Below are 23,877 nucleotides of genomic sequence, written 5' to 3'. Positions count from 1 at the left end.
ATCGTTAACTGTGATCGGCTTCAAGCTTTTTTCCTGTGCGCTAAACAGGATGCCGACAGCCTGTTACATGCTGACAACAGAGCATGGCAGGGGAGCAGGAGCGCACTGGGGCGCCCCTCGGATGAGCAGGATTAGCGCACGCCGCCGTAGGCCTGGCTGATCTCTTTCGCCGCGTGGATCACCAGCGCGCCCAGCTCGATCACGCGATCGTCGGTGATGCGCGACACCGGGCCGGAGATGGAAATGGCGGCGAAGGCTTCGCGGTGCTCGTCGAAGATGCAGGCCGCCACGCAGCGCAGGCCGAGCGCGTGCTCTTCGTCGTCAAAGGAGAAGCCCTGTTTGCGGATCTGCGCCAGCCCCTCTTTCAGGTTGTGCGGCGTCAGGGTATGCGGCGTGTAGGTGTGCATGCCTTTCTTGTGCAGCAGTTTGGTCACCTGATCGTCCGGCAGGGTGGCGAGGAACGCTTTGCCGGCACCGGAGGCGTGCATCGGCAGTTTGCCGCCGATCGGCGCCGACATGCGCATCAGCGCCGTGCACTGCACCTGATCGATGATGATCGCCTGGTACTCGCTGGTATCCAGCACCGCCAGGTTGACGGTTTCGCCGGATTCCTCCATCAGGCGGCGCAGCGTCGGATGCACCATCGCCAGCAGGTTGCGGCTTTGCAGGAAGCTGCTGCCGACCACAAAGGCGTGCGAGCCGATGGTCCACAGGCCGAGATCGCCGACCTGGCGCACGAATCCCTGCTGCTGCATGGTGGTGAGCAGGCGGTGAGTGGTGGAGTTCGGCAGGCCGGCCTGCTGGGCCAGATCGGTCAGCGCCACGTTGCCCTGGGCTTCCGAAATGTATTCCAACAGTTTCAGGCCACGGGTCAACGATTGTACCTGACCGGTCGCCGCACTGGCGGCGGGGGCTGCTGCGCGGGGCTTCTTGCCGCGCTTGGCGGGAGCAGGGGTGGCCATGGGTGAGATTCCTTTTTCCGTATGATGGAATTCATTTTCGTTTTTTGTCGATGAATTGCAAGCCGCCGTCAGCTCATCGGAGGTGTTGGCGCACAACCTGAAAAACTCTCAATTGTCGCCTGGCCCTTTGTCCTTACAAGCTGTGCTAGGATGACTCGTTGGTTTTTGCGGCAGTTGAGCAATGGGCTGGATGGCAATGGAAGGGGTTACAGTGACGAATCGAGTAGAACAACTGCGCCGCCAGTTAGCGCAGCGCATTTTGGTGTTGGACGGCGGCATGGGCACCATGATCCAGAGCTACCGTCTGGATGAGCGCGATTTCCGCGGTGAGCGTTTCGCCGACTGGCGCAGCGATCTGAAAGGCAATAACGATCTGCTGGTGCTGACCAAGCCGGAAGTGATCACCGCCATTCATTACGCCTATCTCGAGGCGGGCGCCGATATCCTTGAGACCAATACCTTCAACTCCACCTCCATCGCCATGGCCGACTACCATATGGAGTCGCTGTCCGCCGAGATTAACTATCAGGCCGCCTGCCTGGCGCGCGCCTGCGCCGACGAATGGACGGCGCGCACGCCGGAAAAACCGCGCTACGTCGCCGGGGTGTTGGGGCCGACCAACCGCACCGCGTCCATCTCGCCGAACGTCAACGATCCGGCGTTCCGCAACATCTCGTTCGATGAACTGGTGGCGGCTTACCGCGAATCGACCCGCGCGCTGGTGGAAGGCGGCGTCGATCTGATCATGATCGAAACCATCTTCGACACCCTCAACGCCAAGGCCGCCGCTTTTGCGGTGGAAACCGAATTCGAAGCGCTGGGGGTGGAACTGCCGATCATGATTTCCGGCACCATCACCGACGCCTCCGGCCGCACCCTGTCCGGCCAGACCACCGAAGCGTTTTACAATTCGCTGCGCCACGTCAAGCCGCTGACCTTCGGCCTGAACTGCGCCCTGGGGCCGGATGAGCTGCGTCAGTACGTCGCCGAGCTGGCGCGCATCTCGGAGACCTACGTCACCGCACACCCGAACGCCGGTTTGCCGAACGCCTTCGGCGAGTACGATCTGGATGCGGCCGAGATGGCGCGCCAGGTCGGGGAGTGGGCGCAGGCCGGCTTCCTCAATATTATCGGCGGCTGCTGCGGCACCACGCCGGAACATATCGCCGCGATGGCCAAGGCGGTCGAGGGCGTGCCGCCGCGCCGGCTGCCGGATATCCCGGTCGCCTGCCGCCTGGCCGGTCTGGAGCCGTTGACCATCGACGGCAACACCCTGTTCGTCAACGTCGGCGAGCGCACCAACGTCACCGGCTCGGCGCGTTTCAAACGCTTGATCAAAGAAGAGAAATACAACGAGGCGCTCGACGTGGCGCGCCAGCAGGTCGAGAGCGGCGCGCAGATCATCGACATCAACATGGATGAGGGGATGCTCGACGCCGAAGCGGCGATGGTGCGCTTCCTCAACCTGATCGCCGGCGAGCCGGATATCGCCCGGGTGCCGATCATGATCGACTCCTCCAAGTGGTCCGTTATCGAGAAAGGCCTGAAGTGCATTCAGGGCAAGGGCATCGTCAACTCGATCTCGATGAAGGAGGGCGAAGAGGCCTTTATCCACCACGCCAGGCTGGTGCGCCGCTATGGCGCCGCGGTGGTGGTGATGGCGTTCGACGAAGTGGGCCAGGCGGACACCCGCGAGCGCAAGTTCGAGATCTGTCGCCGCGCCTATAAAATTTTGACCGAACGCGTCGGTTTCCCGCCGGAAGACATCATTTTCGACCCGAACATCTTCGCCGTCGCCACCGGCATCGACGAGCACAACAACTACGCCGTCGACTTTATCGAAGCCTGCGCCGACATCAAAACCCACCTGCCGCACGCGATGATCTCCGGCGGGGTGTCCAACGTGTCGTTCTCGTTCCGCGGCAACGATCCGGTGCGTGAAGCGATCCACGCGGTATTCCTGTATCACGCCATTCGCAACGGCATGGACATGGGCATCGTCAACGCCGGGCAGCTGGCGATTTACGACGATCTGCCTGGCGAGCTGCGCGAGGCGGTAGAAGACGTGATCCTCAACCGTCGCGAGGACGGCACCGAACGCCTGCTGGAACTGGCGGAAAAGTACCGCGGCAGCAAAGACGGCGAAGCGGCGGTGCAGCAGGCGGAATGGCGCGGCTGGCCGGTGGAGAAGCGGCTGGAATACTCGCTGGTGAAGGGCATCACCGAGTTTATCGAACTGGACACCGAAGAAGCGCGGCAGCAGGCCGAACGCCCGATCGAAGTGATCGAAGGGCCGCTGATGGCCGGGATGAACGTGGTCGGCGATCTGTTCGGCGAGGGCAAGATGTTCCTGCCGCAGGTGGTGAAATCCGCCCGCGTGATGAAGCAGGCGGTGGCCTACCTGGAACCGTACATCGAGGCCAGCAAGCAGCAAGGCACCTCCGCGGGGAAAATCCTGTTGGCGACGGTGAAAGGCGACGTGCACGACATCGGCAAGAACATCGTCGGCGTGGTGCTGCAGTGCAACAACTATGAAATCGTCGATCTTGGCGTGATGGTGCCGACGGAGAAAATCCTGCGCACCGCGCGCGAGGAGAATGTCGACATCATCGGCCTGTCGGGGCTGATCACGCCGTCGCTCGACGAGATGGTCAACGTGGCCAAAGAGATGGAGCGCCAGGGCTTTACGCTGCCGCTGCTGATCGGCGGCGCCACCACCTCCAAGGCGCACACCGCGGTGAAAATCGAGCAGAACTACAGCGGCCCGACCACCTACGTGCAAAACGCCTCGCGCACCGTGGGCGTGGTGTCGGCGCTGCTGTCCGCCACCCAGCGCGACGAGTTTGTGGCGCGCACCCGCAAAGAGTATGAAACGGTGCGCATTCAACACGCGCGCAAAAAGCCGCGCACGCCGCCGGTCGATTTGCACAAGGCGCGCGCCAACGCCATGGCGCTGAACTGGGCCGACTATCAGCCGCCGGCGCCGCGGCAGCTTGGCGTGTTTCCGGTGTCGGCCGGCATCGAGACGCTGCGCCACTATATCGACTGGACGCCGTTCTTCATGACCTGGTCGCTGGCGGGCAAATACCCGCGCATCCTCGAGGATGAGGTGGTGGGGGAAGAGGCCAAGCGCCTGTTCCATGACGCCAATCAGATGCTGGATCGGTTGGCCGCCGAGCGTAGCCTCAACCCGCGCGGCGTTTACGGCCTGTTCCCGGCCAACCGCGTCGGCGACGACGTGGAGGTATACCGCGACGAACGGCGTGACGAGGTGCTGGCGGTGAGCCGCCACCTGCGGCAACAGACGGAAAAAACCGACTTCCCGAACTACTGCCTGGCGGACTTTGTGGCGCCGAAAAGCAGCGGCAAAGCCGACTACTTCGGCGCCTTCGCGGTGACCGGCGGGCTGGAGGAAGACGCGCTGGCGGCGGCGTACGACGCGCAGCACGACGATTACAACAAAATCATGGTCAAGGCGCTGGCGGATCGTTTGGCGGAGGCCTTCGCCGAATACCTGCACGAACAGGTGCGCAAGCTGCACTGGGGCTATGCCGCCGACGAGAGCCTGAGCAACGAGGAGCTGATCCGGGAAAACTATCAGGGCATCCGGCCGGCGCCGGGCTACCCGGCCTGCCCGGAGCACACCGAAAAAGCGACCATCTGGCAGCTGTTGGACGTCAACCGCCACACCGGTATGGAACTGACGGAGTCCTTTGCCATGTGGCCGGGGGCGGCGGTATCCGGCTGGTACTTCAGTCACCCCGAGAGCAAGTACTTCGCGGTGGCGCAGATCCAGCGCGATCAGGTGGAAGACTACGCGGCGCGTAAAGGGATGAGCGTGAGCGAGGTCGAGCGCTGGCTGGCGCCAAACCTCGGCTACGACGCCGACTGACTTTCCTCTTTAAGGGCGCAGCGATGCGCCCTTGTCATTTACAGCGCTTCCACATCGATGTGTAGCGCGTCGTACCGCCAATACTCCAGGTCGCAATCGATCACCCTGTCGTGCTGATCGCGATTCACCCGCGTAATGAACAGCGCCGGGCTGCCGTAGGTCACTTTCAGCATGGCGGCGGCCTGCTGCGGCAGCAGGGTGGGCAGCATGTCGAAACGCACCCGGCCGTAGTGAATGCCGTAGCGCGCGGCGTACAGCGCGGTCAGCGACTGGGTCAGATCTTCGTCCAGAATGCCGGGGAAATAGGCCGGATTGAGGTAGTGCTCGCAGTACAGCACCGCGCGTCCGTCGATGTAGCGCAGCCGGCGAATGCGATAGGCCTGCGCGCCGGGAGGCAGCGCCAGGCGGCCGGCCAGCGGCGCGTCGAGCGTGACGACCGCGCTGTCGATCGCTTCGGTATGCGCGGCGCGCCCCTGCTGCTGCGCCATGGCGTGAAAATGGCTGCGCTGCAGCGGGTTGTAGATCAAACGTGGCGGCGAGATGAACCAGCCGCGCCGCACCTGGCGGTAGATGACGCCCTGCGCCTCCAACTGGCCGAGCGCCTCCTGCAAGGTAATGCGGGTGGTGGCGAATTGCTCGCTCAGGGCGCGTTCGGAGGGCAGCTTGCCGTCCACGGCGAACTCGCCGGCGGTGATGCGGGCGCTCAGCGTTTGGCAGATGGTGGCGACGGTCGTCGGTGCTTCACTCATACAGCGGGTGTCCCGTTTCAGTGCGTTTGGCCTTCCTTAAGGTAGACCAGCGTCGCGTTTTCGCCGTTGCAATGGGTGATAAAACTGTCGCTTTTTTAAGCTGACATATAATTATCACATTCGTCCGTTAGATTGGTTTGGTCCTTACTGGACTAGTCCAGTCATCCCCACACTACCACCTGGAGCATCAGTTATGAAACGTTTGTGCGCTTCTGTGTTAACCAGTGCCATCGTGTTATCCAGCCAGATGAGCTGGGCCGCGGATACCGATCTGGCGGCGCTGGAGCAGGCCGCGAAGAAAGAAGGCGAAGTCAACAGCGTCGGCATGCCGGACAGCTGGGCCAACTGGAAAGGCACCTGGCAAGATCTGTTGAGCAAGTACGGCCTGAAGCATGTCGATACCGACATGAGCTCCGCGCAGGAGATCGCCAAATTTGATGCGGAAAAGAACAACGCCACGGCGGACATCGGTGACGTCGGCGCGGCCTTCGGCCCGGTGGCGGTGCAGAAGGGTGTAACGCAGCCGTACAAACCGTCTACCTGGGATCAGGTGCCGGAGTGGGCGAAAGACAAAGACGGCCACTGGGCGCTGGCTTACACCGGCACCATCGCCTTCATCATCAACAAGCAGCAGGTGAAAGACATCCCGCACAGCTGGGCCGATCTGCTCAAGGGCAGCTATCAGGTCACCATCGGCGACGTCGGTACCGCGTCGCAGGCGGCCAGCGGCGTGCTGGCGGCCACCTACGCCATGGGCGGCAACGAGAAAAACCTCAAGCCGGGCCTGGAATTCTTCGGCAAGCTGGCCAAGGCCGGCCGCCTGAGCCTGAGTAACCCGGTGATCGCATCACTGGAGAAAGGGGAAGTGCAGGTTGGCGTGGTGTGGGACTTCAACGGCCTGAACTACCGCGATCAGATCGACAAAACCCGTTTTGAAGTGCTGATCCCGTCGGACGGCTCGATCATCTCCGGCTACACCACCATCATCAACAAATACGCCAAGCACCCGAACGCCGCCAAGCTGGCGCGCGAATACATCTTCTCCGACGCCGGCCAGATCAACCTGGCGCGCGGCTATGCCCGCCCGATCCGCGCCGAACATCTGACGCTGCCGGACGACGTCAAGGCCAAGCTGCTGCCGGCCGAGCAGTACAAGAATGCGCACCCGATCGCCGATCCGGCGGCTTGGGAACAGAGCGCCAAAGCGCTGCCGCGTCTGTGGCAGGAAAACGTCATTATGTTTATGCAGCAGTGAGTTAACGCACCATGAAAACGATCCTCGTGCTGCTGGACGGCCTCAACTACCGGGTGGCGCACGACGCCATGGGGTATCTGCAGGCCGAATGCGCGGCGGGACGCGGGCGGTTGTACCTGCTGGAGAGCGAGTTGCCCTCGCTCTCCCGGCCGCTGTATGAATGCATCCTCACCGGCGTCACGCCGGTGGAGAGCGGCGTGGTGCACAACCACGTCTCGCGCCTTTCTCATCAACAAAGCGTGTTTCATTACGCGCGCGCCGCCGGGCTGACCACCGCCGCCGCCGCGTATCATTGGTTCAGCGAATTGTATAACCGTACGCCGTTCGACGCCGCGCGCGACCGCCACACTGACGCTCCCGAACTGCCGATTCAGCACGGCCATTTCTATTATGACGACGGCTATCCCGACAGCCATCTGTTCGACGACGCCGAAAGTCTGCGCCAGCGTCATCAGCCGGATTTTCTGCTGATCCACCCGATGAACATCGACGACGCCGGGCACCGCTTCGGCCTCTCTTCGCCGCAGTACCGCAACGCGGCGCGCCGCGCCGACGGCTCGCTGTCGCGCTACCTGCCCGAGTGGCTGGCGGCCGGTTATCAGGTGCTGGTTACCGCCGACCACGGCATGAACGACGATCGCAGCCACGGCGGGGTGTTGCCGGAAGAGCGCCAGGTGCCGCTGTTCGTGTTCGGCGCGGGCTTCAGCCTGGACGACGCCGATCCGCAGCAAACCGAGCTGTGCGGCACGATCTGCGATCTGTTGCAGGCGCCGCACGACAAGCCGCGCTGCCGGGCGCTGCTGGCGCAGGATGCGCGATGAACAGCAAAACCAAATGGATCGCCGCGCTGTGCCTGCTGCCGTTTATCGTGCTGTTCGGCGCGTTTCAGATCGCCCCGCTGGTGTGGATCGCGGTTCACAGCTTTTTCAGCGAGAGCAGCGGCTGGGGATGGGGCAACTATGTCGATATCCTCACGTCGCCGTTCTACCTGCAGGCCTTTCAGTTCTCGCTGGAGATCTCGCTGTGGTCGAGCGTCTACGGCTTGCTGATTGCATTAGTGGGCAGTTACTCACTTCGCCAGCTCGGCCAGACCCGCTTTCATGACTTCGTGATGTCGTTCACCAACATGACCAGCAACTTCGCCGGGGTGCCGCTGGCGTTCGCCTTCGTCATTCTGTTGGGGTTGAACGGCTGCCTGACGCTGCTGCTGCGCAAATACGGTTTGATGGAGAGCTTCAACCTCTATTCCAAGAGCGGCCTGATCGTGCTGTATACCTACTTCCAGATCCCGTTGGGCGTGCTGTTGCTGTATCCGGCGTTCGATGCGCTGCGCGCCGATTGGCGCGAGTCGGCGGCACTGCTCGGCGCCGGCCCCTGGCGCTACTGGCGGCATATCGGCCTGCCGGTGTTGGCGCCGGCGCTGATGGGCACCTTCGTCATCCTGCTGGCCAACGCGCTGGGCGCCTACGCCACGGTGTACGCGCTGACCACCGGCAACTTCAACGTGATCCCGATCCGCATCTCGGCGCTGGTGGCGGGGGACATCTCCCTCGATCCGAACCTGGCCAGCGCGCTGGCGATGCTGCTGGTGGCGATGATGGCGTTTATCACGGTGATCCACCAATGGATGCTGCGCAGGAGTTACCTCAATGCGCGCTCATAATCGGATGGAGAATGCTCATGTCGCGTGTTGAACGCCTGTACCACCGCACGGTGACCGGCCTGCTGCTGTTGATTCTGCTGCTGCCGCTGGCTGCGACGCTGGTTTACGCGCTGGCTACCCAGTGGGGCGCCACCATTTTGCCGGACGGTTTTACCCTGAAGTGGCTGACGGCGCTGTGGAGCGATTCGCGCTTTTTGCTGGCGCTGTGGCACTCGCTGCTGATCTGCTTTGGCACGTTGCTGCTGTCGGTGGTGGTGATCCTGCCAGCGATGTTTGTGATCGCTTACTACTTCCCCAAGCTGGACGCGGTGATGAACGTGCTGATCCTGCTGCCGTTCGCCGTGCCGCCGGTGGTGTCGGCGGTGGGGCTGATGCAGCTGTTCGCCGCCGATCCGCTGCCGCTGCTCGGCACCCCCTGGATTTTGGTGGGCTGCTATTTCACCATCGCGCTGCCGTTTATCTACCGCGCCATCAGCAACAACATGCAGGCGATTAACCTGCGCGATCTGATGGACGCCGCGCACCTGCTCGGCGCCAGCACCTGGCAGGCGGCGCTGTGGGTGGTGCTGCCGAACCTGCGCAAGGGCGGAACGATCGCCGTGCTGCTGTCGTTTTCGTTCCTGATCGGCGAGTTCGTGTTCGCCAACCTGCTGGTGGGCAGCCAGTATGAAACGCTGCAGGTCTATCTGTTCAATATGCGCAACGGCAGCGGGCACTTTACCAGCGCGCTGGTCATCTCCTATTTCGCCGTGGTGCTGCTCGTCACCTGGCTGGCGAACCTGCTGAATAAAAACAAGGGCTAACCCGATGGCTTATCTCAACGTCACCCGCCTGAACAAACACTATGGCCAGACCCAGGTGTTTCAGGATATCGATTTCACCGCCGAAGAGGGGGAGTTCGTCACCCTGCTGGGGCCTAGCGGCTGCGGCAAATCGACGCTGCTGCGCTGTCTGGCCGGCCTGACCCCGGTCGACAGCGGGCAAATTTTGCTGCAGGGCCAGGATCTGGTGCCGCTGGCGCCGCAAAAGCGCGGCATCGGCATGGTGTTTCAAAGTTATGCGCTGTTTCCCAATATGACGGTGGAAGGCAACGTGGCCTTCGGCCTGAAAATGCAGAAGCTGGCGGCCGGACAGATCGGACAGCGGGTGCAGGAGGCGCTGGCGCTGGTGGAGCTGAGCGATTTGGCGAAGCGCTATCCGCATCAGCTGTCGGGCGGCCAGTGTCAGCGCGTAGCGTTGGCGCGATCGCTGGTCACTCGCCCGCGTCTGCTGCTGCTCGACGAACCGCTGTCGGCGCTGGATGCGCGTATTCGCAAACACCTGCGCGAGCAGATCCGGCGCATTCAGCGCGAGCTGAACCTGACGGCGATCTTCGTCACCCACGATCAGGAAGAGGCGCTGACCCTGTCGGATCGCATCGTGCTGATGAACAAGGGGCAGATCGTGCAGAGCGGCGATGCGGAAACCCTGTATACCCAGCCGGCGGATGCCTTCGCCGCCGGGTTTATCGGCAACTACAACCTGCTGAGCGCCGAACAGGCCGGCCGCTTGACCGGGCGCAGCTATGTCGGCAAGGTGGCGATCCGCCCCGAATCGATCGGCCTGTTGCCGGCCGGACAGGGGATCGGCGGGGTGATCCTGGGTCACAGTTTGCTCGGGAATGTGGTACGGTATCGGATTCAGGTTTGCGAGGTAGAATTGCTGGTTGACGTGCTCAACCGTTCGGTGGCCGACCTGCGGCCCGACGGCGCGGAAATTGGGCTACACTTGGAACCTGTTGTATTGCGGGAAGTTGCATGACTTCGCAGCGCGGCGCCGGGGCCTTCTCGCCGCCGCATTAACCCTTCTCTTCTGCGGTCTGCCGCCCGCCCGCTGTCCTGCCAGACCCACGCCCGGCAGGCGGGACCGCGCGCTGTATCCGTCATCCTTTGGCTCGCCTCTCTGCGTCGCGTGACAAGCATCGGGTATCAGCCTCCTTTGGCCGGGCGTTAATGGAGCGTATCTTCCGTGCTGACCCTTCTTCACCTGCTTTCGTCCGTGGCGCTGTTGGTGTGGGGCACCCACATCGTGCGCACCGGGATCATGCGGGTTTACGGCGCCAATCTGCGGCGCGTGTTGAGCGACAGCGTTGAGAAAAAACCGCTGGCGTTCGTTTCCGGCATCGGCGTGACCGCGCTGGTGCAAAGCAGCAACGCCACCGCACTGCTGGTGACCTCTTTCGTCGCGCAGGGGCTGGTGGGGCTGGCGCCTGCGCTGGTGATCATGCTGGGCGCCGACGTCGGCACCGCGCTGATGGCGCGCGTGTTGACCTTCGATCTTTCCTGGCTGTCGCCGCTGCTGATCCTGGTCGGCGTCTTCCTGTTCCTCAGCCGCAAACAGATGCGGATCGGCCAGATCGGACGCGTCCTGATCGGCCTTGGGCTGATCGTGCTGGCGCTGGAGCTGATCGTCGCCGCCGCCACGCCGATCACCCAGGCGGCCGGGGTGAAAGTGCTGTTCTCGTCGCTGACCGGCGACGTGATGCTGGATGCCCTGACCGGCGCGCTGTTCGCCATCGTCAGCTATTCCAGCCTGGCGGCGGTGCTGCTGACCGCCACCCTGACCGCATCCGGCGTGATTTCGCTGAAGGTGGCGCTCTGTCTGGTGATCGGCGCCAACCTCGGCAGCGGCCTGCTGGCGATGATCAACGCCAGCGGCCAGAACGCCGCGGGGCGGCGCGTGGCGCTCGGCAGCCTGCTGTTCAAGCTGGTGGGCTGCATACTGGTGCTGCCGTTCGTCTCCTATCTGGCGGATTTGATGGCTCAACTGCCGGGCGGCAGCGAAGAGCTGGTGATCTATTTCCACGTGTTCTACAACCTGATCCGCTGCCTGGTGATGATCCCGTTGGCCGGGCCGATGGCGACGCTGTGCGAACGGCTGATCGTCGACGAAGCGGCCGACGATCCGCGCATGCGGCCGCGCCATCTGGACGCCAGCGCGCTGGACACGCCGACGCTGGCGTTGGCCAACGCGGCGCGCGAAACGCTGCGCATGGGCGACGTGGTGGAACACATGATGATCCTGCAACGTGAGGTGCTGCACGGTAAGCAGGGGGTCGATAAAGAGGTGCGGCGCCTCGACGATGACGTCGACGTGCTGTACACCGCCATCAAGCTGTATCTGGCGCAGATCCAGAAGGAAGATCTGGGCGAGGAAGACTCGCGCCGCTGGGCGGAGATCATCGAAATGGCGCTCAACCTGGAACAGGCGGGCGACATCATCGAGCGCATGGCCGGCGATGTGGGCGCCAAGTCGCACGCCGCGCGCCGCGCTTTCTCGGCGGAAGGGTTGGCGGAGCTGGACGGACTGCACGAACGGCTGATCGGCAATCTGCGCCTGGGGCTGTCGGTGTTCCTGTCCGGCGACGTCACCAGCGCCAAGCGCCTGCGCCGTTCCAAGCACCGTTTCCGCATTCTGGATCGCCGCTACGCGCACGCGCACGTCGATCGTTTGCACCAGCAAAACGTGCAGAGCATCGAGACCAGTTCGTTGCATTTGGGATTGTTGGGGGACATGAAGCGCCTGAACTCGCTGTTCTGCGCCGTGGCTTACAACGTGTTGGATCAGGATGCCAAGGACGACGATCGCGACTGGGAAGACACCCCGAGCACGCTGTAAAAAAAACGCCCCCGGTTTTAACCGGGGGCGTTGCGTTGGGGGGCGTGTTATTTGCCGCTGAACACCCCGGCTTTGGCGTCCGCTTGCTGAGTTGAAGCATGGCCGCTGGCGAACGGTACGTTGCCGTCAACGCTTTGCTTCGCCGCGCCGCCTAGCAGCCCGCCGATCGTGGCGGCCGCATCGACGCGGCCGCCGCCCTGATAGCGCTGGCCGCTGACGTCCTGCTGGCTGACCTTGCCGCCGCCCAGTTCCACCTTGCCCTGCTGGCTGCGGATCTCGCCGCCGGTCAGTTGGGTTTGGCCGCCGACCTGCAGCGCCACGCCGTTCTTGCCGGTAATCGCCGACTGCTCGCCAACCGCGTTGTTGTTCACCACGTCGGCATTGACCTTGAGGTGCCCCTGGCGACCGGCCGGGCCGGTGATGCTGTCTTTCACCGCGCCGCCGACGGTGCGTGCGCCGCGATCCCACAGCGGGCCTTGCGGTTTTTCACCGGCCGGCGTTGCCGGCAGCGTGACTTTGCCGTCGGCCTTGCTGAAGCTGACCGCGCCGGTGGTGTCCTGCTGCGGATCGAGGCGACGCGCCACGCTGTTGTACTTGTCGGTGGTGGCGTCGGCCACTTTGTTTACCCCGGCCTCCAGTTTCTCTTTCACCTTACCGGCGTAGCGCGGCGTGCCCACCTTCGACAGCTTGGAGGTGACGCTGCTGCCCGGATCGTTGCTGTGGCTCAGGCCGGCATCCACATCCACCTTCACGCCTTTCTCAACGTCTTTGCGGCTTTCAATGCGCAGATCGCCGCCCACCTTGCCCTGGACGCTGTCGGCATCGACGCGCGCCCCGGCGAGACGGGTGTCCTTGCCGCTGTTGATCGCCACGTCGCCCGCGGTGATGCCGGCGTTGGCGTGGGTGGTTTTATCCTGCTGTTCCACGCCGACCTTCAGACCGGCCCCCAGCGTATGGGTGTCTTTGCCGGTGTTCGGATCGATCTTGCCGCCGGCGTCCTTGTTGAACGTTTGGCCGCCTCTGGCGTTGGCTTTGATGCCCAGGCTCCAGTTGTCCTTGTGCTGCTCGTTTTTGGCGGACTCCAGCAGGATGCCGCCGTTTTTCGCCTCGAGCGCGGCGCTGCCGCCGCTGACTTTGGCACCCTGCAGATGCAGCGCGTCATCGCCTTTGCCGTTGGCGGACAGGGTGACCTTGCCGTCTGAGGCGATAGTGGCGCCCTGGCGTTCTGTCGCGGACTCATTCACCTTGGCGATGTCGAACGCGCCGCCGGCGGAGAGGCTGCCGCCGGTTTTTTCCTTGCTGTCGCTGCTGCCGGCGCCCAGATCGATATTGCCGGACAGCTTGCTCTCCTTACGCGTTTGGGTCGATTCCGCCGCCCGCAGCGCGACCTGGTTGCCCGCGCTCAGAGTGATGTCGCCCCGGCTCTTGATGTCGGTGCCCTGCAGCGTCAGATCGCGGCCCGCCTTCAGCTCCACACCCTGTTGGCCGCTGACGTTGCCGACCTGCGCGGTGCTGCTGCTGCTTTCGCCGTTATGGGTGCCGCCGCCGAACCCGGCGCCGAAGTTTTTACTGTCGGCAGTGAAACCGCCCTTGGCGGAGGCTTTGACGTTAAAGCCGCTGTGGCTTTCGCTCTGCATGTCGCTGGCCTGATCAAGACGGATATCGCCGCCGGCGTTGACGGCGGTTTTACCGCTGCCCCCGTTCAGCGCGGTGCCCTGATAGACCGCGTCTTTTTTCACGTTGACGTTGATGCCGTTGGCCGCGTCGATCGAGCCGGTCACCGCCTGGCTCGCGCTGCTGTTGCTGCGCTGAGTGCCGCCTTCGCCCTTGGCGTCCACGGTCAGATCGCTGCCGGTGGTGGTGTAGACGCGCACGCCGGCGCTGCCGCGGGTGTCGCGGCTCTGCTCGTCCTGACGGTTCGCCGCGGCTTCGCTGCGGTGGCTGTCCGCCGTCAGCGTGACCGCGCCTTTGTGGGCTTGATATTGCGTGCCCTGATCGCGCACTTCGCCTTTGGCGTTGATGTCGATGCTGCCGGCTTTCACCGAGCTGACCACCGCCTGCGAGCTGCTGCTGCGTTTTTCGCTGCTGCCGCCCTGTGCGCCGATATCCAGGCCGACGTTAGGCGCGCCGATGCCGCCGATGTCGTTGATGACGCCGGTGGCGTCCAGCTTGGCCGCCTTGCCGACCGCACGCTCGACCGGACGAGTGACGGCGCTGTAATCGACGTTGGCGCCGATGTTCACGCCGACGTCGGTTTTGGTGGTGGTGCTGCTGGTAGTGTCGGCGGCGGCCAGATGATCGACGCCCGCGGCGTTTTCTTGATAGGCGCCGCCGACGCTGTGTTGCGCGCCTTGCTGGGTCAATTTGTCACGGGCGTTGACAGTCAGGTTGCCTTTGACGTCGCTGCCGGAGGTGACTGCCTTGCTGCTCTGCGCCTGCGTTTTGCTGTTCTCGTAACCGGCCTCTACGCCGCTGCCGAGCTTGTCGATGCCGCCGGTGTAGTAGAAACCGCCGCCGACCTTGGTCTGCTCGGTGTTCGAGGTGGTTTTGTCGTCGGCCGCCAGGAACGAAACCTTATTGCCGCTGACGCTGGCGTCGCCTTTGTCGGCGACCAATTTGGAGCCGCTGAAGGTCACGTCCTTATCCGCTTCGAGCTTCACGCTGCCGCCGCTGAGGGTGGCGCCACGATTCTCGGTGCGGGTAGTTTTCTCGCTGTCGCGGGTGTGTTCGATGCGTACACCGGCGCGGTATTGCTTGTCGCCGGCTTCTTTGGCGTAGCCGTTGACGGTAAGCGCGGTCTTCTGCTCGTCGATGTTCTGCTGCTGCTCGGCGGCCTTGACGTTGATGTTGCCGGTCTGTGAGGTGACGTTCAGTTCGCCGCCGCTGGCGACCTGGCTGCCGATCACGTCGGTATCCTTACGGCTGACCAGCTTCAGGTTGGTGTCGGACTTCAGTTCGCTGGCGGTACTGCTCTGGTAGCTGTTGTCTGCCTTGTGCGAGCTGCTGGTGATGTTGAACACGGTGCCGGTGCGCGCGTCGATTTTGTCCACGGTGGTGCTCAGCGCGTTGTCGATGCGCAGGCCGCCGTGGGTGGCGGTGACTTCGCCACCTTTCTGGCCGCGCGCCTTGCTGCCGGTGATGGTGACGCCCTGCTGGCCGTTCAGGCGCAGGGTGCCGCCGCTGGTCAGTTCGGAAGCGTGGCTGACTTCGCGGCGGTTGCTGTTGTTCTTGTTGTCGCCGCCGCCGATGCCGCCCCAGGAGGTTTTGTCATCGCGCACCGCTTTGGCGTTGGCGGTTTTCTGCACCCCGATCTGGATCTGGTTGTCTGCGTCGATCGTCAGATCGCGCTGGGCGTGGACCCTGGCGCCCTGGGTTGCGACATTGCGGCCGGCTTTCAACGTCAGTTCGCCCTGGCTGCGCAGTTCGCTGGCCTTCAGGCTTTCGCTTTCGTCGCTGCTGCTCCAACTGCCGGTGCGCAGGCTGGAGGTGTGGTTGCGCTGGTAGCCGCGTTCGCTGGACTTATCCTTCTCCACCAGCCCGGCGAGGTGCGCGTCGCGCGCCGCTTTGACGCTCAGCGCCCGATCGGCGCTGACGTTGGCGCCCAGCAGCGTCACGTCCTCCCGTGTGCTGACGAGTTTGGCGTTGCCGCTGGCGGCGACGGTGCTGCCCGCCTGCTGCTGCTGCTCGCGCTCGCGGGTGACGTCGTATTGCCAGGAGTAGAACCAGCGGTTGTCGGTGTGACCTTGGGTTTGCTTCAGCTGTTGTCCGTCGAGCGTCAGCTTGCCGCCCTGCAGGGTAATGTCTTCGCCGCGAATATCGGTGGCGGTGAGGTGCGCGTGGTTATCCGCCACCAGGCTGATGTTCTTGCCTTTCAGCTCGGTGCGGATCAGCTTCTGGCTGCCGCTGCGATCGTTGACGTAGATGCCGCCGCGGTAGTTCTGGTAGTTGTCGCCGCCGTTGCGGTTGCTGCCGGCATCTTCGACGCGGCTTTCGCTGCGAATGTCGTAGGCCTTCACCTTGAGCTCGTCGCCGGCGGTCAGCTTGCCGGCCAGCTTCACGCCGCTGCCTTGCGCGGTGTTGATGATGTTGATGCGCCCGGCCTGCATGCTGCCGAGGTAGTAGCTGTCCAGCGCGGTCGTCGGTTGCTCGCTGGCCAGCACCTTGCCGTCGCGCGCCACGCGGTTAAGGCCGCTGATGGCGTTGATCGCCGCCGGCGTCACTTTGCCGTTGCGGTGGGTGAAGTCTTGTACGATGACGTCGCCGCGGCTGTCTATCTTCGGCGCGATCAGATCCAGCACGCCGCCGGCGTTCAGGGTGCCGTTGAGGCTCAGGGTATTGCGGTTGCCCAGGGTGCTGTAGCCCTGCAGCAGGCCGTTTTCCACCAGCGGGTTGCCGACCACCAGCGAGGAGCGGCTGGTGTTGATGAACCCGCAGCCCTGGCAACTGATGCCGTTCGGGTTGGCCAGCACGTAGTCGGCCGCCATGCCGAAGATCTCTTGCTGGCCGTGCAGCAGCGACGGATTGCGGCCGATCACTTCATTGAGGATCACGCTGGCTTCGCGCCCGCCCAGATTGGGGTTGGCGCCCAGTTGGCCGGCCAGCTGCGACAGCCCCGCCTCGCGGGAGTTGTTCAGCACCGCGCCGGGCTGGTTGACGTTGAAGTCCTGATATTGGTTATGCGACAGCCCGTTGCCGTTCGGCGCGACGATGTCGACCACCTGGGCGCCGGTGGCGGCGGTGGAAACGCCGGGGCCGTTGGCGCCGTTGGCCGCGACGATCTCACCGGCGTAGGCGCCGGCGGAAGCGGCGAGAATTATCGCCAGCGCGGCGGCCAGTTTGCCTGCCGCCGAAAGTCTGAAGTTATTATTTTTCATCCATGTATCTCCGTATATTGCCGTGGGGTCCTGCAAAACTGCTGATTAAAAGGTGTAAGAAAAGCGCGCCAGCACCTGAACGGGATCTTCAGGCGTGGCGTGGTTCGACAAAATCCAGCCGCGGCTGACCTCCAGATCGACCAGCGCCTGTCGGTAGCGTAACGTGGCGCCGCTGCTCACCCCGGCGCTGCTGCGCCAGCCCGAGTTGTCCTGACGCGGCAGAATGCGGCCGACGTCGGCGCCAAGGCGCGGCGTCAGCGTGGCGGCACCTAAATTGAAGCTGCGCGACAGCGTGTTCTGCAGATACCAGCCGTTGTCGCCGGACTGGGTGCTGCGGCTGAAGCCGCGCACGGCGCTGCGATCGGTAAGGCTAAGCCACTCCACGCCGGGCAGCGGGTCGCGGCTGTATTGGCCGTAGAACAGGTTGTTGAGCTGATAGGTGGCGTCACCCAGCTTGAGGCGCTGGCTCAGGTTGGCGAACAGCTTGCCCTTGGTGAACTGGCTGTCGAGGTGCACCGAACTCGGGTGGCGATCGGCGCCCAGCCAGGGCAGGCCCTGCTCGACGCTGAGGTTGGCGCTGAATACCCCATGGGGCAGAATTTGCAGGTGGCTGGCGCTCAGCTCGGCCAGGGTCAGCGTTGGGCTGCTGACCTCAAGACGCACGCTTTCGAAGTAGTTGTCGATGCGCTTGTAGGTCAACTGGCCGCTCAGGCTGTCTATCTGATCGTGGTCGCGATAAAACACGTAGTCGCTGCGCAGCCCGTACTGTTGAGTCTGACCGTGCAGTTTGACCACGTTGTGCGGCAGCTGCTGGTGGTTCTCATAGGACGAGAAGCTGGCGAACCCGCTGAAGGTGAACGCGCCGTACGGCAGCGAATAGAGCAGGGTGTAGGCGCGGTTGTAGCGGTGAGCCGGGTTTTCCAGTGTGCTGTTGGCGTTCAGGCTGACGAAGTCCGACAGGCCGAACGGGCTGTCCAGCGTGGCGGTGGCGCGCGCCAGCCACTGGCCGGTGCTTTTCTGACCGTAATTATCCGTGCCGGCGGTAATCAGCCAGGGCTTGGCGTGCTGATTGCGCAAACGAATGACCGAACCGCCAACCTGGCGGCCGGGTAATATATCCAGCTTGGTGGTATTCGATTGCAAACGATTGGCCTGATCCAATCCTTGATCGAGTTCGGTTAATTTCAGCGGCTTGCCTTCCAGCCCAGGAAATAATAATCGGCTGTTGACCCAGCGATCGCCGCCTTCTATTTTCTCGATAAATCCTTCGGTCACGCTCAGCCCCAATTCCCCCTGCGAATTAGGGCGAACAATTTGCACGCGCGCGGTGATATAGCCTTTTTGCACATAAAGGCGCGTTAATTCGCGGGTCAGGCGATTGATATCGTTGCTGCTGATGCAGTTTTCCGGCAGCGCGCTCAGGGCCGACAAATCGGCCGGCGAGAGCAGGGTAATGCCTTGCAGGTAAACGCCGGCGATCGGCAGGCACTGCGCGGATTGCGGCAGGGCGGGCGCGGCCGGTTCCGGTTCCGCCAGCAGGCGCTGTTGCTTCAGTTGCTGATAGCGGCGCTGTTCAATCAGCTGGTTGACTTCACGCGTGCTGTCTTGCAGCGCGCGGCGTGATTCCCCCATCGACATATCCCGCATCATGTGGGAATCCGGCAGGGTTTCAGCGGAAAGGGCCGTGCTGACCAGCAGCATCAAGGCGGTGATTTTTTTTATCATTGTAATCCATTATGAGAGGCTGCCGGGGCAGCCAGCCCAATCCATGAGGTTAACCACGGGCGACCGACGGCCGGCCCGAAATAATGAGCGACATGCACATTGCGAGGTATCTCGATTTGCCGCAGCAAATAAGACGGTGGGTATAGATCTAAATAATAATTAGGCTGCTTCTTTTTTGGCGGGCAACCCTGGTGACTTAATTAATTAAAAAAAGTGGAGCGTCTCTCCCCCTTGCCAACATTATCGGCATGGATAGGAAGAATCTGAATTTTTATTTTTCACGGATGATAGAGGATGGGGGGAATTATGACAATCCGACCAGTGGGAAATACGAAATTTCGCAGAGAAGAACGGGGACGCAAATGTTTGCGTCCCCGCAGGCGGTTTATTTTTTCTTGATGGGGCGTCCGGACCAATAACCCGCCAGCAGCGAGCCGGAGAGATTGTGCCAGACCGAGAACAGCGCGCCCGGCAGCGCGGCCAGCGGCGAGAAGTAGATTTTGCCCAGCGTGGCCGCCAGCCCGGAGTTCTGCATGCCGACTTCAATCGCCAGCGTGCGGCAGGTGGATTCGTCGAAGCCGAACAGCTTGCCGCCCCAGTAGCCGCTCAACAGACCGATGCCGTTGTGCAGGATCACCGCGACGATCACCACCAGGCCGACCGAGGCGATGTGGCTTTGGCTGCCCGCCACTACCGCGCTGATGATCGCCAGGATGCACACCATCGACAGCGCCGGCAGCAGCGGCTCAATGCGCTTCACCGTTTTGGTCAAGGTATGGTGGACGATCAGGCCTAGGCCGATCGGGATCACCACGATCTGCAGGATGCTGAGCAGCATGCCCATGATATCGACGCTGATTTCGGCATCGACGTACAGGCGGGTCAACAGCGGCGTGGCGAACACCCCCACCAGCGTCGAGACCGCCGAGATGGTCACCGACAGCGCCACGTCCCCCTTGGCCAGGTAGATCATCACGTTGGACGCGGTACCGCTGGCCACGCTGCCCACCAGCACCATGCCGGCGGACAGATCCGGCGGCATGCGGAACAGCATCGCCAGGATCCAGGCCGCCAGCGGCATGATCAGATAATGCAGGAAGATGCCTGCCGCCACCGGGCCGGGGCGCGCCAGCACGCGTTTGAAGTCGTCGAGCCGCAGCGTAACGCCCATGGCGAACATGATCAGCATCAGCAGCGGGCTGACATAGGGGCCGATGCCGGTAAAGGTGCTCGGCGTGTAATAGGCGGCGACGGACAGCAGTATCGCCCAGAGGGGGAATAAGCGCGTGAGTATTGCCAGCATGCAGGTTTTCCTTAGCCAGATTGAGAACGGTGGATGTGGTTGTGTTTTTTTGCGGGTTCAACAAGCTGAACCCCTGCCGGTTTTGAACGGATTTTTTAGACGCAGGGGCGCAGCATGCTGCGCCCGCAATCAGGGATAATGACTTATTCGAACAGGTTGTGATGCAGGGTGCGCACCACCTGCTCGGCTTCTTCGCCCGGCACCAGGAAGCACAGGTTATAGCTGCTGGCGCCGTAGCAGATCAGGCGGATGTTGAACGGATCGAGCACGCCGAACACCTCTTTGCCCACGCCGCAGGCCCGCGACAGCTGGTTGCCGATGATTGCCACCAGCGCCAGGTTTTCTTCCACCTCCACCCGGCACAGCGACGACAGCTCGGTCAACAGCGAGGTGGTCAGCAGGCTGCCGCCGACGGAGGTGGCGCCGGTGGTGTCCATGGTCAGCGCGATGCTGACTTCCGAGGTGGTGATCAGATCGACGGAGATATTGTGGCGCGCCAGAATGTTGAACACCTCGGCCAGGAAGCCGCGCGCGTGCAACATGTTCAGGCTGTGCAGCGTCAGCAGCGTTTGCTTGCGGCGCAGCGCCAGCGCGCGGAACAGCGGCGGGTTTTCGGTGGTGTTGCACACCAGCGTGCCGCCGGCCGCCGGATCCTTGCTGGAGCCGACGAACACCGGAATGTCGCTGCGCACTGCCGGCAGCAGGGTGGCTGGATGCAGCACTTTGGCGCCGAAGGTGGCCATTTCCGCCGCCTCTTCGAAACCGATTTTATCGATGCGCTTGGCTGCCGGCACCACGCGCGGATCGGTGGTGTAGATGCCCGGCACGTCGGTCCAGATATCCACCCGGCCGACGCCGAGCGCCTCGCCGAGCAGCGCGGCGGTATAGTCGCTGCCGCCGCGGCCGAGCGTGGTGGTGCGGCCTTTCGGTTCGCTGCCGATAAAGCCCTGGGTGACCACCAGCGCCTCTTGCAGACGCGGCCGCAACTGCGCCTGCGCCAGTTCGCTGAGCGCGGCGCTGTCCGGCACGGCGCGGCCGAAGTGATCGTCGGTGCGCATCACTTTACGCACGTCGAACCATTCGGCCTGCACGTTGCGGGCACGCAGGATTTCAACGAACAGCAGGGTGGACATCAGCTCCCCATGGCTGACCAGCTCGTCGGTCAACGCCGTCGAGGTGGCCAGCGACGCGGCCTCCGACAGCATGGCGATGTTTTCCAGCAGGCGGTCTATCTCGTCGCGGATCACCGCAGGTGCCGCGAGGCGATCGAGGATGGCGTACTGGATGCGACGAATTTCATCAAGCTGGTAGTTGCGCTTCTCGGCCTCGCAACCTTCGGCCAGGGCGACCAACAGGTTGGTGACGCCCGCCGAGGCGGACAACACCACCAGGCGGACCTGCGGGTTGGCCAGCACGACGTCGGCGCTGCGGTTCATGGCTTCAAAGTCGGCGACGCTGGTGCCGCCGAACTTTGCTACCACGGTGGAATTCTGGGGTACTGCTTGGTTCATGTAGAAACCTCGTGTCAGGGATGCCCGTTTGGGGGCACTGTATTTCCATAGCCTTGGCACAAGGGGAGAGCGGTAAACAGGGGGCAGGCGTAGAGGTCAGGCTACGATACACCCAGAAGCGCCCCACCTTGTCGATCGCCCTGCGGGCGATCCCCTGGTGACAACCCAGGGGATTCAGCCCCTGTAGTCGATACGATAATGGCCGGCCATTACCCTACCTCGGCGTCGCTCCCCCTCGGGTGCCGTCAACGGAGAAACGGCTCCTCTGACACTCTACCTGGGCGACGCGCCTCTTCTGGCTTGCGCACCGGGTGCGCAAGTAGGCTGTTAGGAATAGCCGGTTATCGTCATTCTGTCAACGTACAGACGGTGAGGGATTTTCATCTTGCACCAGCGCGATAAGCGTACAGGGCATTGCAGGCGTGGAACCGGCGCCAATCGGTTGCAGAGAACCGTCTTCCTTTTGGCTGAATAACGGGATAACACCCTGATGTTTTTCCAAATACTCCAACCAACCGAAATTTTCGTTCAATTTGGTCGCTTTGATGGTGGCCCCCCTGGCGAGCAGGCTGCTCAGACGGCCGTAGGTGGCTTCCTGATTAAATAAAATTTCGTGCCGGCGGAAACGCGAACTTTCCGCGCTGGCGCCGCGCCCTTTCAACGGCGCCCCCGAGCGAATGGCGAACACGTGATCCTCGCCGAAGAGGTGGCCGAAGTGATAGACGGCCAGCGCGTTTTGGTGACGATTGGGCGACAGCGCCAGCACCTGGGCGATATTGCTCAGATCGAGATAGTTCTCGGCGTGTTCGGAGTAGGCGTGGCCATAGTAGGCCGGAATGCCGTCCATGCGCGCCTGACGGTAGTATTCCCAGCTGCTGTCGGTGACGATCACCGGCACGTTCAGCTTGATCAGCGCCTGCGCCAGCATGCGCGCCACGCTGTTAGCGCCGACGATCAGCACGCCGCGCGGTTTCTGCTGCTGCACCCGCAGCCAGCGCGCCATCATGCCGCTGGTCAGGCTTTGCAACACCACGGTGCCGATGATGATGGCGAACACCACGGTCACCAGCCGGTCGGCGCCCTGATAGCCGCTGCGCTGCAGCGTCAGCGCGAACAGCGAGCTGACCGCCGCGGCGACGATGCCGCGCGGGGCGATCCAGCACAGCAGCAGCCGATCGCGCCAGTGCAGGGAAGAGCGCCAGGTCGACACCGCGATGCACAGCGGCCGGGCGATGAACTGCACCGCCAGCAGCAGCAGGAGCAGCGGCCAGCCCATGTTCCACAGCGCCTGGATGTCGAGCCGCGCCGCCAGAATGATGAACAGCGCCGAGATCAGGATCGCCGACAGCTCCTCTTTGAACGCCAGAATATCGCTGGTATCCACGTCGCGCATGTTGGCCAGCCAGATGCCCATGACCGTGACGGTCAGCAAACCGGATTCGTCGGCGATGGCGTTGGAAACGCCGAAGGCGGTCAGCATGATCGCCAGCACCGCCAGGTTCTGCAGGTAGCGCGGTAGCCAGACGCGGCGCAGCGCCAGGCCGAGCAGGTAGCCGAACAGCGCGCCGGCGAGCAGGCCGACGGCGGCGGTCACGCCCAGCGTCCAAAACAGGTGGGTATAGGATTCCGCATTCTGCTTCAGCACGATGAACTCGAACACCAGCAGGGTGAAGATGGCGCCGACCGGATCGATGACGATCCCTTCCCAGCGCAGCACCTGGTTGATATTGGCGTTCGGCCGCACGACGCGCATCAGCGGGGCGATCACCGTCGGCCCGGTCACCACCGTCACCGCGCCGATCAACGCCGCCAGCTCCGGCGGGAAATCCAGCAGCCACCAGCTGGCGAGGCTGATGACCAGAAAGGTGACCAGCATGCCGACGGTGACCAGATTGCGCACCACGCCGCCAAGGCCGCGAATTTCCTCGAAACGCAGCGTCAGCGCCCCTTCGAACAGGATGATCGCCACCGACAGCGACACCAGCGGAAACAGCAGATCGCCAAACAGCAGATCCGGCTGCACCAGATGCACCGTCGGGCCGAGCACGATGCCGAACAGCAGCAGCGGCAAGATGGCCGGCAGGCGCAGCAGCCAGGCCAGCCACTGCGCCAGCAGCGACGCCAGGCCGATAAGCACCAACATGAGTGGGGCGGATAATTCCATAAGCGAGATCCCTTTCAAATGACGAAATAAGCGACGATGACACAGCCTGATGACAATTCGGCAACCCCGATAACAGGCCGTTAGCCAAAAGTATAGAGTGAAAGCTGAAACGAGGCGGCAAT

14 protein-coding genes and 1 riboswitch are annotated in these 23,877 nt (G+C 63.1%); of the genes, 7 read left to right on the top strand and 7 right to left on the bottom strand.

What is annotated here, in order from left to right; genetic code table 11:
- Positions 1-131 precede the first annotated feature (131 nt).
- On the bottom strand, positions 132-962 hold the full coding sequence (gene iclR / locus ACMGG9_RS21500) for a glyoxylate bypass operon transcriptional repressor IclR (protein WP_103830350.1): 831 nt from the start codon (positions 960-962) through the stop codon (positions 132-134).
- A gap of 196 nt (positions 963-1,158) precedes the next feature.
- Between iclR and metH the strand changes: the two genes are divergently transcribed.
- Positions 1,159-4,854, top strand: coding sequence for a methionine synthase (gene metH, locus ACMGG9_RS21495; RefSeq protein ID WP_123062000.1), 3,696 nt, complete (start codon positions 1,159-1,161; stop codon positions 4,852-4,854).
- A gap of 38 nt (positions 4,855-4,892) precedes the next feature.
- On the opposite strand, the gene ACMGG9_RS21490 is transcribed toward metH, so the two are convergent.
- Entirely contained in the window at positions 4,893-5,603 is a 711-nt protein-coding gene (locus tag ACMGG9_RS21490; protein WP_042785476.1) for a UTRA domain-containing protein, read from the bottom strand.
- Positions 5,604-5,796: 193 nt separating this feature from the next.
- Here ACMGG9_RS21490 and ACMGG9_RS21485 point away from each other — a divergent pair, with 193 nt between their 5' ends.
- From ACMGG9_RS21485 to ACMGG9_RS21460, 6 genes are all read left to right on the top strand, one after another.
- On the top strand, positions 5,797-6,858 hold the full coding sequence (locus ACMGG9_RS21485; protein WP_414161711.1) for an ABC transporter substrate-binding protein: 1,062 nt from the start codon (positions 5,797-5,799) through the stop codon (positions 6,856-6,858).
- 11 nt (positions 6,859-6,869) lie between these two features.
- Positions 6,870-7,679: an alkaline phosphatase family protein gene (locus ACMGG9_RS21480; protein ID WP_016930299.1), complete on the top strand. Its 810-nt coding sequence runs from the start codon at positions 6,870-6,872 to the stop codon at positions 7,677-7,679.
- Positions 7,676-8,521: an ABC transporter permease gene (locus ACMGG9_RS21475; protein ID WP_033651199.1), complete on the top strand. Its 846-nt coding sequence runs from the start codon at positions 7,676-7,678 to the stop codon at positions 8,519-8,521. The genes ACMGG9_RS21480 and ACMGG9_RS21475 overlap by 4 nt, the downstream gene beginning before the upstream one ends.
- Positions 8,522-8,538: 17 nt before the next feature.
- Positions 8,539-9,324 carry an ABC transporter permease gene (locus ACMGG9_RS21470; protein WP_033644383.1) on the top strand — a complete coding sequence of 262 codons (786 nt, stop codon included), beginning with the start codon at positions 8,539-8,541 and terminating at the stop codon, positions 9,322-9,324.
- 4 nt (positions 9,325-9,328) lie between these two features.
- Positions 9,329-10,321 (top strand): ABC transporter ATP-binding protein, encoded by a 993-nt coding sequence (locus ACMGG9_RS21465; RefSeq protein ID WP_033651200.1) that lies wholly within the window; start codon positions 9,329-9,331, stop codon positions 10,319-10,321.
- A gap of 207 nt (positions 10,322-10,528) precedes the next feature.
- Positions 10,529-12,178 carry a Na/Pi cotransporter family protein gene (locus ACMGG9_RS21460; protein ID WP_033644385.1) on the top strand — a complete coding sequence of 550 codons (1,650 nt, stop codon included), beginning with the start codon at positions 10,529-10,531 and terminating at the stop codon, positions 12,176-12,178.
- Positions 12,179-12,225: 47 nt separating this feature from the next.
- Here ACMGG9_RS21460 and ACMGG9_RS21455 read toward each other — a convergent pair whose 3' ends face one another.
- The 5 genes from ACMGG9_RS21455 to ACMGG9_RS21435 form a co-directional block, all read right to left on the bottom strand.
- The gene (locus ACMGG9_RS21455) at positions 12,226-17,052 is read right to left on the bottom strand and encodes a hemagglutinin repeat-containing protein (RefSeq protein ID WP_414161710.1); all 4,827 of its coding nucleotides are present in this window, start codon (positions 17,050-17,052) and stop codon (positions 12,226-12,228) included.
- Between the two features lie 45 nt (positions 17,053-17,097).
- A complete protein-coding gene (locus ACMGG9_RS21450) occupies positions 17,098-18,777 on the bottom strand; it encodes a ShlB/FhaC/HecB family hemolysin secretion/activation protein (protein WP_033651202.1) in 1,680 nt (559 codons plus the stop codon).
- A 385-nt stretch (positions 18,778-19,162) separates the two neighbouring features.
- Positions 19,163-20,080 carry a ketopantoate/pantoate/pantothenate transporter PanS gene (gene panS / locus ACMGG9_RS21445; protein ID WP_033651203.1) on the bottom strand — a complete coding sequence of 306 codons (918 nt, stop codon included), beginning with the start codon at positions 20,078-20,080 and terminating at the stop codon, positions 19,163-19,165.
- Between the two features lie 143 nt (positions 20,081-20,223).
- Positions 20,224-21,591, bottom strand: coding sequence for a lysine-sensitive aspartokinase 3 (gene lysC, locus ACMGG9_RS21440; RefSeq protein ID WP_042785471.1), 1,368 nt, complete (start codon positions 21,589-21,591; stop codon positions 20,224-20,226).
- Between the two features lie 108 nt (positions 21,592-21,699).
- Positions 21,700-21,894, bottom strand: a riboswitch (Lysine riboswitch).
- A gap of 52 nt (positions 21,895-21,946) precedes the next feature.
- Entirely contained in the window at positions 21,947-23,755 is a 1,809-nt protein-coding gene (locus ACMGG9_RS21435; RefSeq protein ID WP_147838990.1) for a cation:proton antiporter, read from the bottom strand.
- Positions 23,756-23,877: the final 122 nt, after the last annotated feature.

Origin of the sequence: Serratia sp. BNK-10 (assembly GCF_047456065.1) — a bacterium.
Lineage (GTDB): Bacteria > Pseudomonadota > Gammaproteobacteria > Enterobacterales > Enterobacteriaceae > Serratia > Serratia ureilytica.
The sequence above is the reverse complement of the archived record's forward strand: the minus strand, read 5'-3'. Positions and strand labels throughout refer to the sequence as shown.